This window comes from Yersinia sp. Marseille-Q5920 (assembly GCF_946902935.1).
Lineage (GTDB): Bacteria > Pseudomonadota > Gammaproteobacteria > Enterobacterales > Enterobacteriaceae > Yersinia > Yersinia rochesterensis.
Window position 1 is genome coordinate 497,384 of the sequence record NZ_CAMPQA010000001.1, and the last position, 16,662, is coordinate 514,045.

Genomic DNA, 16,662 nt, shown 5'->3' on the forward strand with positions numbered 1-16,662 from the left:
TGCCACTGTATCGGCATGTAGCGCAGCTTGGTAGCGCACCGTCATGGGGTGTCGGGGGTCGGAGGTTCAAATCCTCTCATGCCGACCAAAATACCCTAAGAAAACCAATCCGTTAGGGTTGGTTTTTTTGTTTGTGGGGTTTGGTGATGGTAAAAAAATGGTAAAGCCCCAACTACATACGTCGAGGTTAAGTCAGTAATGAACTGATTGTTTCTACTGTCTGATTATATGTTCCATCATTTCACTTGGTTTAAAGAAAAAATATTCCTGGAAATGCGAGCTGCCCCTAAACAAATTGCTGCGCAATGCGGGTTTCAAGCTAACAATATTCTGGCAATGTTATAAGCCGCCCATATGGTTGAGCGGCTTTCTCTGATAAAAAGCTTGTCGAGGAATTAGAGTTCTTCACCATTGCTGGCAATAACTTTCTTATACCAGCCAAAACTCAATTTACGCGAACGCGCCATCGTGCCAGTCCCATCATCATTTTTATCCACGTAGATAAAGCCATAACGTTTGCTGTATTCACCTGTCGTGAATGATACACAGTCGATGCAGCCCCATGGGGTGTACCCCATCAAGTCCACGCCATCTTCAAACACCGCTTTTTTCATTTGCTCAATATGGGCTTTGAGATACGCAATGCGGTAATCATCGTGAACCATGCCGTCATCAGCAACGTGGTCGATAGCACCAAAGCCATTTTCAACAATAAATAGCGGCTTTTGGTAACGCTCATACAATACGCTCAGTGAATAACGCAAGCCGACAGGATCAATCTGCCATCCCCAATCAGATGCTTTAACATGAGGATTAGGTACACTGCCCTCAAAGCCGGAAAGAGAATGTCCACTCCCCGGATGGGTTGCAGAAACCGCATTACTCATGTAATAACTCAGCCCCATGTAATCCGCGCAACCTTCACGAAGAATGTCGAGATCACCCTCTTCCATATTAATAGTGAAACCGCGACGCGCCCATTCATTCAGAATGTAGGAAGGATAGTAACCACGCATATGAACATCACCGAATAGATAACGCTCACGCATAGCTTCTACTGAATACATCATGTCATCTGGATGGCAAGAGAATGGATATAGCGGCACCATCGCGACCATACAGCCAATTTTGAATTCTGGATTAATGGCGTGGCCCAGTTTGACCACTTTGGCACTGGCCACAAACTGATGATGCAGAACCTGATACATTGTTTCTTCAGGGTTTTCTTGTTCAGTGAACACCACACCAGAGCAGCAATAACCAAATAACGGATACTTCCAGTTACGTTGGTTATTGATCTCATTGAATGTCATCCAATATTTGACTTTGCTTTTATAGCGCTCCATGACCACTTCACTGAATTTCACGAAGAAGTCGACCACTTTCCGATTTTTCCAGCCACCGTATTCTTTAACCAAGTGCCATGGCATTTCGAAGTGAGACAACGTAATCACCGGTTCAATACCGTATTTCAGTAGCTCATCAAACATATCATCGTAAAATTGCAGACCAGCCTCATTCGGTTGCTGCTCATCACCTTTCGGGAAAATGCGCGTCCAGGCAATGGAAGTTCGGAAGCATTTGAAGCCCATCTCAGCAAACATTGCGATGTCTTCTTTGTAATGACCATAAAAATCAACCGCTTCATGATTTGGATAGCGATAACCGTCTTGCACACCATCAGTTATCACACGGTCAACACTGTGTGAGCCACCGGACAATACATCGGCAATACTTATACCTTTGCCGCCTTTATCCCAGCCGCCTTCAACCTGATGCGCTGCAACTGCGCCGCCCCATAAAAAATCTTTCGGTAATTGTTTGTGGCTCATAAATTTATTCCTTAGTACTGCGGGCAATCGTTCACCCTGAAAATGGAAATCAATGACGGGTGATAGCCCGTCCGAACATTAAATATTTTAACCCTGATTCATTTGCGCCTGAACAAGTGGTGCATCGGATGTTTTAGCACTGCTTGATTGTGCAACATTTTCTGTCTCATCCGTAAACCCAACCAACCAAGTGAAAACGGCACCCAAGACGAAAGCAACAGTGATTGATAGCAAGAATCCCAGGAACTGTGTCATATGCCCTTCTTTAAAGAAGACTGGCAGTACTGCGATACCGGGCAGGCAATAACTCCATGACACAGCATTAAAACTCCCTGCAATAGCCCCGCCGATCCCCCCAGCAGCACAACTGCATAAGAAAGGTTTTTTTAAGCGTAATGCCACACCGTAAATAGCCGGTTCGGTAATACCGAATAAAGCCGTAATCCCTGCTGACAATGAAATTCCTTTCATTTCACTGTTGCGCGTTTTTAAATAAACGCCGAACATGGTTCCGGCCATAGCAAAGACCGCAGAGGCTTGCAAACCAGTGAAAGTGTCATAACCCAATGTAGCATAGTTACCCACAGTGACTGGGGTGATACCCCAATGAACACCCAATGTAACTAATGGTTGCCAGAATGCCCCAACCATAAACCCTGCTATCGCTGGGCTGAGGTTATAAAGTGTATTGTAAACACCACCAATAGCCCCACCTATCAAGTTACCCACCGGGCCAAATACCAGCAGGGTTAATGGCACCATAATGGCAATACAGAACATCGGGGTAAACAGATTACGCACCACCATCGGCAGCACTTTTTCACAGAAGCGCTGCACATAAGACATCGCCCAAACCATCAAAATGATCGGGATAACCGAGGCGGTGTAGCTCAGGTATTGCACGGGAATACCGAAGAAATCCAAAGTAGGTGATGACAAAGGAATACCGGCGATGGTATTCAAAATATGGGCAACCTGCGGATTATTCAGTGCTTCATGCATCAATTGCTGAACCGCAGGATCGGCTGAGTTCACCGTGACGATTTTGTTGGCCGTGAGCATGTTCATATAATCTGGGCTGATCAGCGCACATGCAGTAATAACGGCGGTGAAAGGGTTAACATTGAATTTCTTGGCGGCAGTAAAGGCTACCATCACTGGCAGGAAGGTAAAACCGGTCCAGGAAACAAAGTTTAGAATACGATAAGTGCCGCTGGCGGCATCCATCCAACCTATCGCGGCAAGGAAAGAAATAATCCCTTGTAAAATACCGCAAGCAGCCAGTGGATAAAGGAACGGCGCAAAAATACTCGAGATAATATCCATTAAGCGACTAACAATACCGACTTTAGGTGCTGCCACCGGCGCGCTTTCATCAATATTAATCAGGTTCATCACATGCTTATAAGCATCACCGACGTGGTTACCAATAACCACTTGCATTTGCCCACCCGCTTCAATGACGGTAATAACCCCTTTAACACGATTTAATTTTTCTTTATCGACAGCTTTATTATCTTTCAATATAAAGCGTAAACGCGTTGCACAATGTGTGACGGTAATCACATTATTATCGCCGCCGATATATTTAATAATTTCTTGGGCGGTCAATGAGTAATCAATTGCCATTATTAGTCTCCTGCCACGAGTGCTGAGTATAAGATAAACAGAGTGTTCCCGGGTTATTATTAATATTCTTTTTCGATTGAGGCTGAAGTTTAACAAAAAGAAAAGCGAAGTCACGATATAACAAAAACCGTGACTTGGAATATGTAACATGTAAAAAACACCCTGTTTTATCGAGTGTTTTTATTAATTAACTTGGAGAGTTTCTTACCGATAGTCTCAATAATATATAATACTGGAATCTGAGTGGTAATATTATATTGGCCTTCCAATACAATAGGTGGCATATGGTAGGAAATATTTAAATCCGCCATCTTAGCCAATGTTGAGTTATCACTGTTGGTTAAGCTAATAATTTTGCAATTCTGCAAGCTGAACTGATTAGCAATACGAATAATTTCCTCGGTCTCACCAGAGACAGAGAAAATAATCGCAATCGCATCCTGATACATGTCACTATTAATCGGATAATAGGGATCGTCAATATAAGTGCTGTACTTACCTATATTAGAGAAGAAACGTGCGCTGTATTTCCCTAATGCACCAGATGTTCCTATTCCAACAAAAATTATTCGGCGTGTAGCGGCTATTTGAGCTGCTACCGTATCAAGTAACTCATCAAATTCGCTATTATTGATACTTTTAAAATAGCTAATTATTTCACTGATACCAAAAGTAACAGGTGGTTTTTCATCATGTTCTAAATACAGTTTAAAACGAATACGGAATTCAGAGTAACCATCACAATTCATTTTTTTGCAGAAACGTAAAACCGTGGTCGTCGATACTCCCGCAGCATCCGCCAATTCTCTGATGGTCATGTACATCACTTTATCAGTATTTTTTATGATGTAGTTATAGACGATCAATTCCAGTTCGTTCAGCGATGATATTTCTTTATATGTAAACATACTGGTACCTGAAACGATGCTATGGCTTGAGATGGGTAAATTTAGCATGAAATGAGCGGACTCACGAGGGCGTTATGCGGGAATGGGGAGGGGGGGCGGCGAGTGAACATACCGGGCCGTTCAGCCCGGTCTATTACAGTAAATAATCCTGCATTATTACTGTGGCGTGACAGGCCGATTGATATCAGGGGCGGTTGACAGGTCGATTCGGCTTAATAGCACACGATAAGTTTTCCATGCTGTGAGTTGTTCTTTATCATCGCCAGTTGCTAATTAACACACGATATTGGCATTGATTTGGTCATTGAAGTCACTGATAGAAACGCCGCCACCGCCCCAACAACTTTTTTGCGTCGCATTGGGGTCATGTCAGTCCTCCATTTTGTGTAATGCGTCATAACATACCGCAATGGCGGCTGGAATATTTTCTACTGTTTTATTGCGCAGAAAATCTCGTAACATTTCAGTTCTACGTTGTTCTTCTTTAATTATTGCGTCTTTTTCTCGTAAATTAACATAATAGGTTTTGACAGTAAAAATCATGCTAATCACGGTGCCGAGAATAAAGATATAATCTTGTAAACTCAGGGCCGAGAATAATGCCAGTGACCCAGTCCACCAATACGGAAGCTGACTTTGTTCATTCATTTATGACCTCTCTCCATTACACTGGCGTGTATGACTAACAGAAACAGGAAAGCCCCGGCAATGCGGGGCTTTCCTGTTATTCAATCAGTGTGTAACTAACCAGTGATATCACACTAATACACTTTTTTCAGGCCACGTTAATGTTTTTTCATAAATATGTAAGTTTTCTATCAGCGGGTTCATTTCTAGTTTCACATTCAGCACCGCAGGTAATTTGATATTATTGCTAACGGTAATAAAATTGACTCATGAAAAAGAAGCCATTAACGCCAAAATAATTACCAGTATAAACAAGTAGATAAGATATCATCTAAAAACAATTATTTAACCTCATTCTGCACTAACATGGTGAAAACCAGGTTGTTTTACACAAAATAGAACTGTATATTAACACAGTATTTTTAACTTAGGAAAGAAGCGATGCGAGTTGAATTAATTTATGACAAACGGAATGTCGCCGGCCTGGCTAACGCCAATGAAATGATCAAAGCAGAATTGACCAAGCGCGTACACCAAGTGTTCCCCAATGCAGAGGTTAAGGTCAAACCAATGCAAGCTAATGGCATTAATACCGATGCGAGTAAACAAGAGAAATCTGTGCTCAATCGTTTGGTAGAAGAGATGTTTGATGAAGCAGATCAATGGTTAGTGAGTGAGTTTTAACCCCGATTAAGCCGGGTAACCCAGCCCGGCTCATATCAATTTTAATTGATCAGTCATCGTTATAATTAATTATATTTAAACACTTAATTTTATTTTAATCTTTAATTAACAATTTTAAATCCCTCTCAATGTTAACTTCCGCATGAAGCTTTAAACAAATTAAAGGTTAATAATGAAAGTTAATATTACAGTAAAAAAAAACCTCAGCATATTCATGCTACTCGCCTTATCTCACTCTGCGGTAGCCAGTTATCATACTAAGATAACTGATAGTTTGACTGTCAGTACCTCACTGGGGTTATTAAATACAGAATCAAATGAATATGTTTATGACCGAAACAGCCGAAAAATAAGTCAGTTAGATTGGAAAGCTGAGAATACCCCGATTGTTAAAATAGATATCTCATGGGATGTGTTATCACGTTTAACTTTCACCGCTCGCGGGTGGTCTACATTATCATCAAGCAAAGGCACTATGGATGATTATGATTGGAATCAGACAAACCAAACCAAGTGGACGGATTGGTCTCATCATGAAAAAACCCATTTGAACTATGCTAACGAAATTGATCTGAATGCAAAGTTTTGGTTTTTAAAACAAGACAATTATCGTATTGGTTTGATGAGTGGCTATCAACGTAATAACAATGATTGGACCGCCTATGGTGGAAACTATCATTACAACAATGGTAACAATATTTTTACAGCTTCAGATACCGTTGCAGCAATCGGTTATAAACAAAATTTTGATATGACCTACATTGGTTTAGCTGGAAGCTATCATTATCAAAAATTTGAGTTTAATACCTCGCTGAAATATAGCCGTTGGGTCAATGCCAATGCACAGGATGAACATTATTCACGCAAACTTTCCTTCAAAGACAGCAGCAAAAACTCGCGCTATTACGCAGTCGTGGTGGATGCGGGATATTATATCACCCCAAGGACCAAATTATTTGTAGAAGCTGCCTGGAATCAATACACCGAAGGGAAAGGAACAACGCAAATCCTCAACCGGAATACCGGCACATCACAAAATAATCTTGATGGCTCAAGCATCGCGCAGAAAAATCAAACTATCGCCATGGGATTTCTGTACACTTTTTAACCCATCGATATACAAGTAATAACAAATCATCAGCATCAGTGTCGTGTGAAATAGCCTATTTCAGCGGTATTGATGCTGATTTTGTATTTTAAATATCACTATTTTTTTCAACTTTATTTTAATTTTTACGGCTACGTTAGGTTTGCAAGAATAGTCAAGTTTCTGTTTTTATTGAATATCATTCTCAACAAAATTCTCCTACCTTGTCACCATTACATAAAGAAGAATTAACAATGGTGCATAAATGGAAGTTTGTTACTGTGACTCACCTCAAGTTTTTCTATATCACGCCGTTACTTGAATTATGCCCTCCCCTACATTTAGGACGCTCTATGCTTGATTCCATTCGTTCACGTATTCTGGCTGCCTGTATCATCATCGTGGCTGGTTCGCTTGCCATTAATACTTATTTTAACTACTCCGTTGCCAACAAATATAACAATAGTGCTATCGATAATACCTTGAAGGCGGTAACTGCCAGCCATGGGGTTGGGATTGCAGATTGGGTGGCGATGAAAACACAGATGATTGTGTCGCTTAAAGAAAGCGCATTGGCAGCAGACCCTATTGCAGCTTTACGCCAAGTGGCTGCGGCGGGTAACTTTATTAACGTTTATATCGGTTACGCAAATAAGACGGCTATTTTTTCTAATCCAGATGGCATTCCTGCTGACTATGATCCCACCGGTCGCCCTTGGTATTTACAAGCAGTGAAAGCGGGTAGCCCAGTGGTGACCCCCCCTTATATTGATGCAGGAACTAATCAATTAGTCGTGACTTTTGCCTTGCCTATTATTCAGGATGGCAATGTGAAAGGGGTATTAGCTGCCGATGTCACCATGGACAGCGTGATTACAAACGTAAAATCTATCCATCCAACAGAGGGTAGTTTTGGTATGTTAATTGATGCTAACGGCACAATTATCGCCCATCCAGACGTGCAATTAACCCTAAAACCGCTGAGTGAAATCGCGCCGACATTGGATCTTAAAGCCCTGTTGACCGCAACCGCCCCTACCGCGGCTGAGATTGATGGCAGCACTAAGTTGTTACTTGCACAAGCGGTCCCCGGCACTCAGTGGTTTACTGTCGTCGCGCTGGACAAAGCCCACGCCACTGCCGGTATGCGCTCATTATTGACCACATCCCTGGTAACCCTGATTGTCATCATCTTAATTGCCATTGTCATTATTAGCCTGATTACCCAGCGCGCCCTGACACCACTGAATCATGTCCATAAGGCTATGGATGCTATCAGTTCTGGCTCGGAAGATTTAACCCAGCGCTTGCCGGTAGAAGGCCGTGATGAAATGGCCAAAATAGCCATTTCATTCAATAAATTTGCTGACAAACTCAGCGGCGTTATGGCGCAGATCCGCAATACCAGCGAATCTGTCAGCATTGCGGCGAATGAAATTGCGGCAGGTAATCAGGATTTGTCTGGCCGAACAGAGTCAGCCGCTGCCAGTTTGCAACAAACCTCGGCAGCACTCGAACAAATCTCAGCAACCGTGGCGCAATCTGCCAGTGCGGCAAGGCAAGCTAATACCGCGGTTCTCTCAGCCGCCAATGATGCTTCTCGTGGTGGCGAAGTTATCGCGAAAGTTATCACGACCATGGAGTCTATTGAGGCGGCTTCGGGCAAAATCGGGGATATTACCAGTGTCATTGATGGCATCGCTTTCCAGACCAATATTCTGGCACTGAATGCGGCAGTAGAAGCTGCGCGCGCCGGTGAGCAAGGTCGTGGATTTGCCGTGGTGGCGGGAGAAGTTCGCACCTTAGCGCAACGCAGCGCACAAGCGGCAAAAGAGATTAAAACCCTGATTGACTCGACGGTGAGCAGTGTTGCCTCTGGCTCCGGTCAGGTGCGGCAAGCCAGTAATACCATGACCGAGATTGTGAGCAGTGTATCTGATGTCACGACAATTATGTCAGAAATCACTAATGCGGCAGATGAACAAATGCGCGGTATTAATGAGATAAATAGCGCAGTGACTCAATTGGATACCATGGTGCAACAAAATGCCGCATTGGTGCAGGAATCAACCGCGGCCTCTGCTGCATTACAAGCCCAGGCGGCTGATTTGACCAGTGCCGTGAACCAATTCAAGATCTAATGCCCTTTCGTTGCAGCGAGTGACATTCAACCCGCTGCAACGCCCTACTCAAGCATTATCCTACTCAAGCACTATCCGCGCGCCAATTTTAAGCGGTGCGAAATTGTCTGGCGCAATCCCGGCTTCTGTCAACGCGAGCTTCAGCTGTTGTGGCGGTTCATCCAGAGATTCATCGGCCAACTCAAACACCCCCCAGTGGATAGGCACCGTCACAGGTTGCTGTAATTGTTTAAATAACTGCACTGATTGCTGCGGATCCATATGCTGCGCGTTCATAAACCAACGCGGGGCATAAGCACCAATCGGCAATGCCGCATAGTTAAATGGCCCCAATCTTTCACCAATGGTCAGTAATTGCGGGCTATACCCCGTGTCACCGGTGAAATAGAAATTGATTTCATCGCGCTTAACCACCCAGCCCGACCACAAACTTTGGTTACGATCCCAAGGTGTGCGCATGCTCCAATGCCGCGCGGGCACACAATGAAACTCAAATTCGGCGGCAAGATGGCTATCCCACCAATCTAATTCATGAACATGGCGAGCACCATGCTGCAGAAACCAACTTTTCAGCCCCAGTGGCGCTAAAAAAGTCACGTCGGGGAAACGGCATAATAATTGGGTAATGGTTCTGACATCCAAATGGTCATAATGATTGTGAGAAATCACAACTACATCAATATGCGGTAACTCCTTTACGCTGGCAGGTGCAGGTGTCCTGCGCTCTGGGCCGTAAAAATTGAGCGGCGAAGCCCGGCTGGACAGCACGGGATCAAACAGCACAGTTTTGCCACTTACACGCAATAATAACGAAGCATGTCCCAGCCACCACAAAGCATCTTGTTGGCCGCTGAAATCTGCCGGTTGCCACCAGTCAGTGACAAACTGTGCATAACCTTGCTGCGGGGGTTTCGGTAAGGACTGGCGCTTTCGCTCCTCACGCCAGCGTTTCAGATCCTGCGAATGATGGACAACTGGCTCCAGATTCTGAAATCCAAACTCTGTATGGTGTGGCTTACTGGCATCATAATAAGGGTTTTTCTTCGCCATTTTACGTCCTTCACTGCTAGCCACTCTTGCAGCCAGAATTCATTCATGGGCCATGCCCGTAACACTTCACACTTCACACTTGCCCAATATGAATACTTTCACCCGGTGGGCAAGTTGTCAGAATAATAAGATTTAATGCCAATGATGATATTTCAGAAAACTGATTTAAATCTTGCCACACTTATCACGGTCACGATTGTCATAAGCAGGCATTATCACTCATTCATATTCTTATAGATATTTTGTTTTTTACTGAATATTTCCACCTCTCTACTAAATTGATTCATATCAATTTTTACTGTGATACGCGCTATTTCTGGCGACAAAACCCTTTTTCGTGATCCAACGCTCATTTTTAACGGCAACACTCCTTTATAAACAAAACGATTATCCATTATTAATGAAACATTGTTTTAATTTGAGGTGGCGGTAAGAATGAGTAAAGCTATTACAACAAGACATACGTTGGCGTATGGGAGCGCTAACTTACTGGGGAGCGGGGCGCTGGCAATCAGTGGTGCCTGGCTGATGTATTTCTACACCACCTTTTGCGGGCTGTCGGTGGTAGAGGCGGCCACTATTTTTTCAATCGCCAGTATTCTCGATGCAATCAGTAACCCGGTAATGGGTTATATCACTGATAACTTTTACAATACCCGACTTGGCCGTCTATTTGGCCGCCGGCGCTTCTTTATCTTGCTGGGTATTCCACTGGTATTGGTCTATCCAATGCTGTGGATGAGCGGATTTGGTTTCTGGTATTACTTGCTGACCTACGCATTGTTTGAACTGATTTATACCTCCATCATGGTGCCGTATGAAACACTGGCGACCGAGATGACCACTGATTTTGCCAAACGCTCAAAATTAACCGGTTCTAAAGCTATTTTCGGCAAGGTCGCCAACTTCCTGGCGGCTTTTATCCCCGGCCAGTTTATTGCTATTTATGGTAAAGATTCCGCAACGCCTTTCCTCTATACCGGTATCGCCTACGGCTTGATTATGTGCTGCGCCATGATTTGGCTTTACAGCTCATCCTGGGAGCGCCCGGCCAGCGAAGTGGTGAGAGAAACCACTAGCAGTTTGGGCCAAGCCTTGAAAAAAATGTGTGTGGATATGGCCTCCACTTTCCATCTGCGTATTTTCCGCAAACATCTGGGCATGTACCTGTTCGGTTTTGGTGCTGAATGGTTGTTCGCGTCTGCATTCACATACTTTATTATTTTTGGTCTGGGCCAGGATGCAACGCTGGTTTCTCAGCTCAACAGTTTCAGTTCAATCATGCAGTTGATTTCTACCGCTATCTTTATCGGTATTTGCGTCAAAATGGGCTTTGCTCGCCCGTTCCGCATTGCCTTGCAAGTGGTGATTGTCAGTGTGATTGCCTATGCGGCGCTCTATTTCACCGGTTGGTCTCAAGCCACGACAGTGATTGTGTTGTTCTGCATCACTGCTGTTTTCGGTTTAAGCACCGGCGGTATCTACTACATTCCATGGACGGTTTATACTTTCTTGGCGGATGTGGACGAAGTGTTGACGGGGCGTCGCCGTGAAGGGATTTATGCTGGCGCCATGACATTCGCTGGCAAAATGGTGCGCTCAATTATTGTCTTCGCTATGGGCTGGACATTAAGCCACTTTGGTTTTGTTTCCGGCCAATCCAGCCAGCCAGAAATGGCAGTGCAAGCCATTGTCGGGGTGTTTGCTATCGGCGTTATCTCACTGGCACTGGTGGCAATCTATTACACTACGCAGATGAAACTGGACCGCAAAAATCATAAGATTCTGCTGGAAGAAATTGATCGGATTAAAAACGGTGGTGCCATGGCAGATATTCCGGCTCATGCCAGAGCGGTAGCGGAAGAGCTCACCGGCTGGAAGTATGAGCAGTGCTGGGGGAATAACCCGCTTGGCATGAAAGAATCATCCAATGTGATCCCTAAGCCGGTCACTGAAAGTTAATTAATCTCGATAGTTACCCCAAACCGCAACGGCCCTGCCCGCTGCGGTTTTTTATCCCCGTCCTTATCCCCGTAATGTAAATTATTCGTCTGTTTGAAAATTTCAGCATGTTTTATACAAATATCCGATTACTATAAGTCTATGACTGTTATTTTGCTTTTTGATCATGGACAAAAGATTGCTGAAACATTTTTCTTCCCCGTTACTGGCCGCGGCTCTGTTCACTATCCCACTGCACGGCTACGCCAACACCGAGCTTTTGACATCACAAGTTGTTGATCAATATGCCGAACATATCTTCTATAACAGCGGGGCCATGGGGATGGCGCTGGTCGTTATTGATAATAATCAAGTAGTTAACCGCAGTTTTGGCGAAACCAAGCCCGGTAACAATTTGCGCCCACGGCCAGATTCATTGATCCGCATTGCCTCTATTACCAAGCTGATGACCAGTGAGGTGATGGTAAAACTGGCTGAGGATGGCACAGTAAAATTAACTGACCCTTTGCAAAAATGGGCCCCTAAAGGAGCCAAAGTCCCAGCTTATAATGCGAAACAGCCGATGACTTTGCTCAATCTGGCCAGCCACACCAGCGGCCTGCCTCGTGAACAGCCCGGTGGCCCGCAAAAAAGGCCGGTGTTTACCTGGCCGACCAAAGATAACCGCTGGCAATGGTTGAAACTGGCCAATATGACTGTGCCCCCTGGTGTGAAAGCGGCTTATTCCAATTTGGCTTACGATTTGCTGGCAGACGCGCTATCACGCGCCTCCGGGAAACCTTATACCAGCTTATTACGAGATAAAATCACCGCACCGCTGGGTATGCGAAACACCACCCTCACCCCAACGGCAGAGCAATGTAGCCGTTTGATGATCGGCGTGGGCAGCAGCCGCTGTGAAAACACCATAGCGGCGGCGGGCAGTGGCGGGGTTTACTCGACACCAGAAGATATGCAGCGCTGGATGCAGCAATTCTTAGCTTCCAATAACAACGCACGTAAAAGCACAGCCAAACGTGAACAAGCGCTGTATTTCCAACGTCGCGATTTGGTTTCATTAAAAGGGATGGATGTTGCCGGTCAGGCCGATGCGCTGGGGCTAGGCTGGGTCTACATGGCACCAAATGCTGAACTGCCGGGCATCATGCAGAAAACCGGTGGCGGTGGCGGATTTATTACTTATATGGCGATGATCCCCGAGAAGAATATTGCAGTTTTCGTGGTGGTCACCCGCACGCAACTGACGAAATTCACCAATATGAGTGATGGCGTGAATCGGTTGGTCGCGCAGTTAGCGAAGAATAGCTGACTCAATCAGCGGCAGTGAGAAATCCTGCCGCGATGCAAATTTGTCGGAAAGCAAAAATCCCGTTATCTTATTCAGATAACGGGATTTTAATTGGTGCCGGCACCAAGAGTCGAACTCGGGACCTACTGATTACAAGTCAGTTGCTCTACCAACTGAGCTATGCCGGCGTAATTTGGCGGAAGGATAGAGATTCGAACTCTAGGACCTGTTACAGTCGACGGTTTTCAAGACCGTTGCCTTAAACCACTCGGCCATCCTTCCAATGAGCGGGATTATCATCTATAGCGTGATGATATGTCTAGTGTTTCATTCAAAAAAAATGAAATTTTAGTTCGTTTGGTTAAAGTTCATGCCAAAAGTGGTCAAAAAAAAGCAAAATGATTAAAAATGCGCCCATGTGTGAATGGGGAGTTCAGCCGACTAACAACAAAACGCGGGTACAAAAAACGCGGCCAAATGACCGCGTTTTATCAGAACCACCCTGTCAGCAGGATTAGAACTGGTAAACCAAACCAACCGCTACGATATCATCAGTGTTGATACCGGCATTTTTGGTAAAGGTATTTTCATCCAACAGGTTGATTTTGTAATCAACATAGGTGGACATATTTTTGTTGAAGTAGTAAGTCGCGCCGACATCAACATATTTCAGCAGATCCTGGTCACCATAGCCGTTGCCAAGGTCTTTACCTTTAGATTGCAGGTAAGCCACGGATGGGCGCAGGCCGAAATCAAACTGATACTGAGCCACTAACTCGATGTTTTGTGCTTTGTTGGCAAAACCTGAGTCAGTGTCATTGTTGAAGTTACCGAAGCGAGTCAAGTTGTAAGTCTGGGCATAATTTGCGGCCAGATAGACATTGTTCGCATCATATTTCAAACCACCGGTGTACGCGTCAGCGCGATCACCATGGCCAAATGCCAGTTTATTCTGGTCATCAGTACGTTTAGAACTGGCCATCGCAGCAGATGCGCTCACGCCCCAGCCCAAATCATAAGAAACGGACATACCATAGCCGTCACCATTCTGACCTTGTACATCACGGCCATTGTTGGTTTCAGTACCGCTGCCATTTTTGCCCTGATATTGCAGAGCAAAGTTCAGGCCATCCACCAGACCAAAGAAGTTGGTGTTACGGTAAGTCGCCATGCCGTTACCACGTTGTGACAGGAAGTTGTCAGCACCGTAAGTATCACCACCGAATTCTGGCAGTACGTCAGTCCATGAAGTTACGTCGTACAGCACACCATAGTTACGGCCGTAGTCGAAAGAACCGAAATCAGCAAATTTCAAACCAGCAAAGCCAACACGGGTGAAGTTACCTTGGTCTTGGTCTTCCGCTTTGTTTAGATTTGCTTGATATTCCCACTGGCCGTAACCGGTCAGTTGGTCACTAATTTGTGTTTCGCCTTTCAGGCCAAAACGCATGTAAGACTGGTCGCCATCTTTGCTTTTGTCGTCAGAAAAATAATGCAGGCCATCGACTTTACCGTACAGATCCAGCTTGTTGCCGTCTTTACTGTAAATTTCAGCCGCGCCTGCGCTACCGGCAACTAATAAAGCAGGAACCAGCAGGGAAAGAACTCGAAGTTTCATCGTTATTATCCTCTAATTATTAGATCTAACTATGCCACTGCTCTTATGAGCATATTTTCCCAATAGGGTTATTCTATTGTGGTAATAATATTAGGATTAATCTATACAGAAAATGCTACGAAGTTTCGGATAATGTTTCATATGTCTATAAAGTATTTCAATATGTTAATATTGGCGAACTTTAACAGAATTTAAAAACACTAAAAAATATAGCATACATAATCAATAAATAATTTTTACCATATTAATCAATAAGATAGTAAAATAATTACATAGCACAAATTGATAAGAAATATCTAACAGTCAAGAACTATAATAAATCCGCTATCATCATTATTTTACTATTTCCTTCATTGTGGCTCGCGCAGCCAGATAATTCGTTAGTGTTACGGCCGGTCTTTTGACCGGCTTTTTATTGCCAGCGACATAGAGTCAAAAATATATTTATAATTTTCACTATAGTTACACAATTAAATTATAGATGAATAATATAGTTTCACACTTATATTTAAGCACAAATAGTTCAGATGATTAAGAATTATAGTTAGCTTTATCGACTAACTATAATCCTGCTGCTCATTGGCTTTTATTCATATATATAGCCATATGATACTAGGATGCGCCCACCATGTGGCACAAATAAAGGTGAAAAAATGCGCCATAATATTAGCGCTCTCGTAATGATTCTTTCACTTTATTCAGCGGCTTGATGAGATAATCCAAAACAGTTTTCTGACCCGTTTTAATCTCCACACTGGCCACCATGCCCGGTAGTATGGGGAATAATTTACCGGCCTTATTGGTCAGGTCGGCCCGATTAGTGCGAACATAAATCCGATAATAAAATTGATCTCGCTTGACCTCATCTTGCAAAGTATCCGGCGATACAGTTTCCACTACCCCCTCCAGATTCCCATAAATGGATGAATCATAAGCCGTTATTTTAACTGTCGCTGACAACCCAGGCCGGATATAAGCAATATCTCGCGGGTTAATCCGTGTTTCAATCAACAGTTGCTCTTCGATGGGGACAATTTCCATCAATTTACCGCCAGGTTGCAACACGCCCCCGACGGTTGAAACCTGAATATCCTTTACTATCCCCCGCACCGGTGAAATCAGTGTTGTCCGGGTGAGTTGGTCTTGCTTGCCAGAAACTACCTGCAACTGTGCATCTAAATCTGCATTATTCTTAACCTGCTCTTCGCGGGCTCTCACTGCATATTGATTGCGAGCTTCATCAATTTTACCGCGCAAGTCACTGATTTGGCGTTGCAACCGAATCACTTCGACCTGACTGGCTGCGCCCTTAGCCACCAGCGGTTCAGTCATGCGCAATTCCTGCTGCATCAGTTTTAGCGATTGTTGTAAGTTGCTTACGGTTTCATTGAGGTTTTGCCGACGGGAAAGGTAAAATTGCGTCTCACGCGCCACCAGCTCCGGCTCTTTTAAGGTGTCCGCACTGAAAGCCAATGCCGCCCCCGTCAATTCGGCCCTTAGGCGCTCGGAAGAGGCACGTAACGTTCGCACTCGCGCGGCGGCTTCACCATAATTAGATTGAAAACGGGTGGGATCAAGGCGAGCCAGAGTTTGTCCTTTATTGATGATGGCGCCTTCGTGTACCAGCAACTCATTGATAATCCCACCATCAAGGCTTTCTATTAGCTGCGCGCGACTCGATGGCGTGACTTTCCCAGTCCCCACTGTGACCTCATCCAGAATGGCGAAATACGCCCAGATGAACATCACAATCATTCCGACCAACATCAGCCAAACAATGGCTGACATGCGCCGTTCCTGATGTGCCCTCTCTTGCTCCAAGCTCAAATTGACCAT

Annotated in this window: 12 protein-coding genes, 3 tRNA genes and 1 pseudogene; 6 read left to right on the top strand and 10 right to left on the bottom strand. The window is 44.5% G+C overall.

The features are described from left to right. Positions 1–11: 11 nt before the first annotated feature. Positions 12–88, top strand: a tRNA-Pro gene (locus OVO64_RS02470). Between the two features lie 307 nt (positions 89–395). On the opposite strand, the gene OVO64_RS02475 is transcribed toward OVO64_RS02470, so the two are convergent. The 5 genes and pseudogenes from OVO64_RS02475 to OVO64_RS02495 form a co-directional block, all read right to left on the bottom strand. Beyond that, a complete protein-coding gene (locus OVO64_RS02475; protein ID WP_038631921.1) occupies positions 396–1,832 on the bottom strand; it encodes a 6-phospho-beta-glucosidase in 1,437 nt (478 codons plus the stop codon). Positions 1,833–1,919: 87 nt separating this feature from the next. Beyond that, a complete protein-coding gene (locus tag OVO64_RS02480) occupies positions 1,920–3,461 on the bottom strand; it encodes a PTS transporter subunit EIIC (protein WP_050291319.1) in 1,542 nt (513 codons plus the stop codon). Between the two features lie 167 nt (positions 3,462–3,628). Further along, positions 3,629–4,369, bottom strand: coding sequence for a MurR/RpiR family transcriptional regulator (locus OVO64_RS02485; protein ID WP_038631917.1), 741 nt, complete (start codon positions 4,367–4,369; stop codon positions 3,629–3,631). Positions 4,370–4,525: 156 nt separating this feature from the next. Beyond that, positions 4,526–4,627: pseudogene (locus OVO64_RS02490) on the bottom strand (tail fiber assembly protein); the annotation flags it as partial. 111 nt (positions 4,628–4,738) lie between these two features. Continuing rightward, positions 4,739–5,017, bottom strand: a complete 279-nt coding sequence (locus OVO64_RS02495) for a hypothetical protein (RefSeq protein ID WP_038631916.1) — start codon at positions 5,015–5,017, stop codon at positions 4,739–4,741. 420 nt (positions 5,018–5,437) lie between these two features. On the opposite strand from OVO64_RS02495, the gene OVO64_RS02500 reads away from it, so the two are divergent. The 3 genes from OVO64_RS02500 to OVO64_RS02510 all read left to right on the top strand — a co-directional run bounded on the left by OVO64_RS02500 (position 5,438) and on the right by OVO64_RS02510 (position 8,908). Further along, positions 5,438–5,680, top strand: a complete 243-nt coding sequence (locus tag OVO64_RS02500) for a DinI family protein (RefSeq protein WP_038631914.1) — start codon at positions 5,438–5,440, stop codon at positions 5,678–5,680. A 172-nt stretch (positions 5,681–5,852) separates the two neighbouring features. After that, a complete protein-coding gene (locus OVO64_RS02505) occupies positions 5,853–6,788 on the top strand; it encodes an omptin family outer membrane protease (protein WP_038631912.1) in 936 nt (311 codons plus the stop codon). A gap of 332 nt (positions 6,789–7,120) precedes the next feature. Next, complete coding sequence (locus tag OVO64_RS02510) at positions 7,121–8,908, top strand: methyl-accepting chemotaxis protein (protein ID WP_038631910.1); 1,788 nt, start codon at positions 7,121–7,123, stop codon at positions 8,906–8,908. Positions 8,909–8,968: 60 nt separating this feature from the next. On the opposite strand, the gene OVO64_RS02515 is transcribed toward OVO64_RS02510, so the two are convergent. Beyond that, positions 8,969–9,958: an MBL fold metallo-hydrolase gene (locus OVO64_RS02515; protein ID WP_186377414.1), complete on the bottom strand. Its 990-nt coding sequence runs from the start codon at positions 9,956–9,958 to the stop codon at positions 8,969–8,971. Positions 9,959–10,393: 435 nt separating this feature from the next. Between OVO64_RS02515 and OVO64_RS02520 the strand changes: the two genes are divergently transcribed. Both OVO64_RS02520 and ampH read left to right on the top strand, forming a co-directional pair. Beyond that, complete coding sequence (locus OVO64_RS02520; protein ID WP_038631906.1) at positions 10,394–11,920, top strand: MFS transporter; 1,527 nt, start codon at positions 10,394–10,396, stop codon at positions 11,918–11,920. Between the two features lie 166 nt (positions 11,921–12,086). Continuing rightward, on the top strand, positions 12,087–13,229 hold the full coding sequence (gene ampH / locus OVO64_RS02525) for a D-alanyl-D-alanine-carboxypeptidase/endopeptidase AmpH (protein WP_038631904.1): 1,143 nt from the start codon (positions 12,087–12,089) through the stop codon (positions 13,227–13,229). A 91-nt stretch (positions 13,230–13,320) separates the two neighbouring features. On the opposite strand, the gene OVO64_RS02530 is transcribed toward ampH, so the two are convergent. The 4 genes from OVO64_RS02530 to OVO64_RS02545 all read right to left on the bottom strand — a co-directional run bounded on the left by OVO64_RS02530 (position 13,321) and on the right by OVO64_RS02545 (position 16,662). Then, positions 13,321–13,396, bottom strand: a tRNA-Thr gene (locus OVO64_RS02530). 6 nt (positions 13,397–13,402) lie between these two features. Then, positions 13,403–13,490 (bottom strand) — tRNA-Ser (locus OVO64_RS02535). Positions 13,491–13,722: 232 nt separating this feature from the next. After that, a complete protein-coding gene (locus OVO64_RS02540; RefSeq protein ID WP_267248597.1) occupies positions 13,723–14,826 on the bottom strand; it encodes a porin OmpC in 1,104 nt (367 codons plus the stop codon). 666 nt (positions 14,827–15,492) lie between these two features. Next, positions 15,493–16,662 (bottom strand): HlyD family efflux transporter periplasmic adaptor subunit, encoded by a 1,170-nt coding sequence (locus tag OVO64_RS02545; protein ID WP_042562391.1) that lies wholly within the window; start codon positions 16,660–16,662, stop codon positions 15,493–15,495.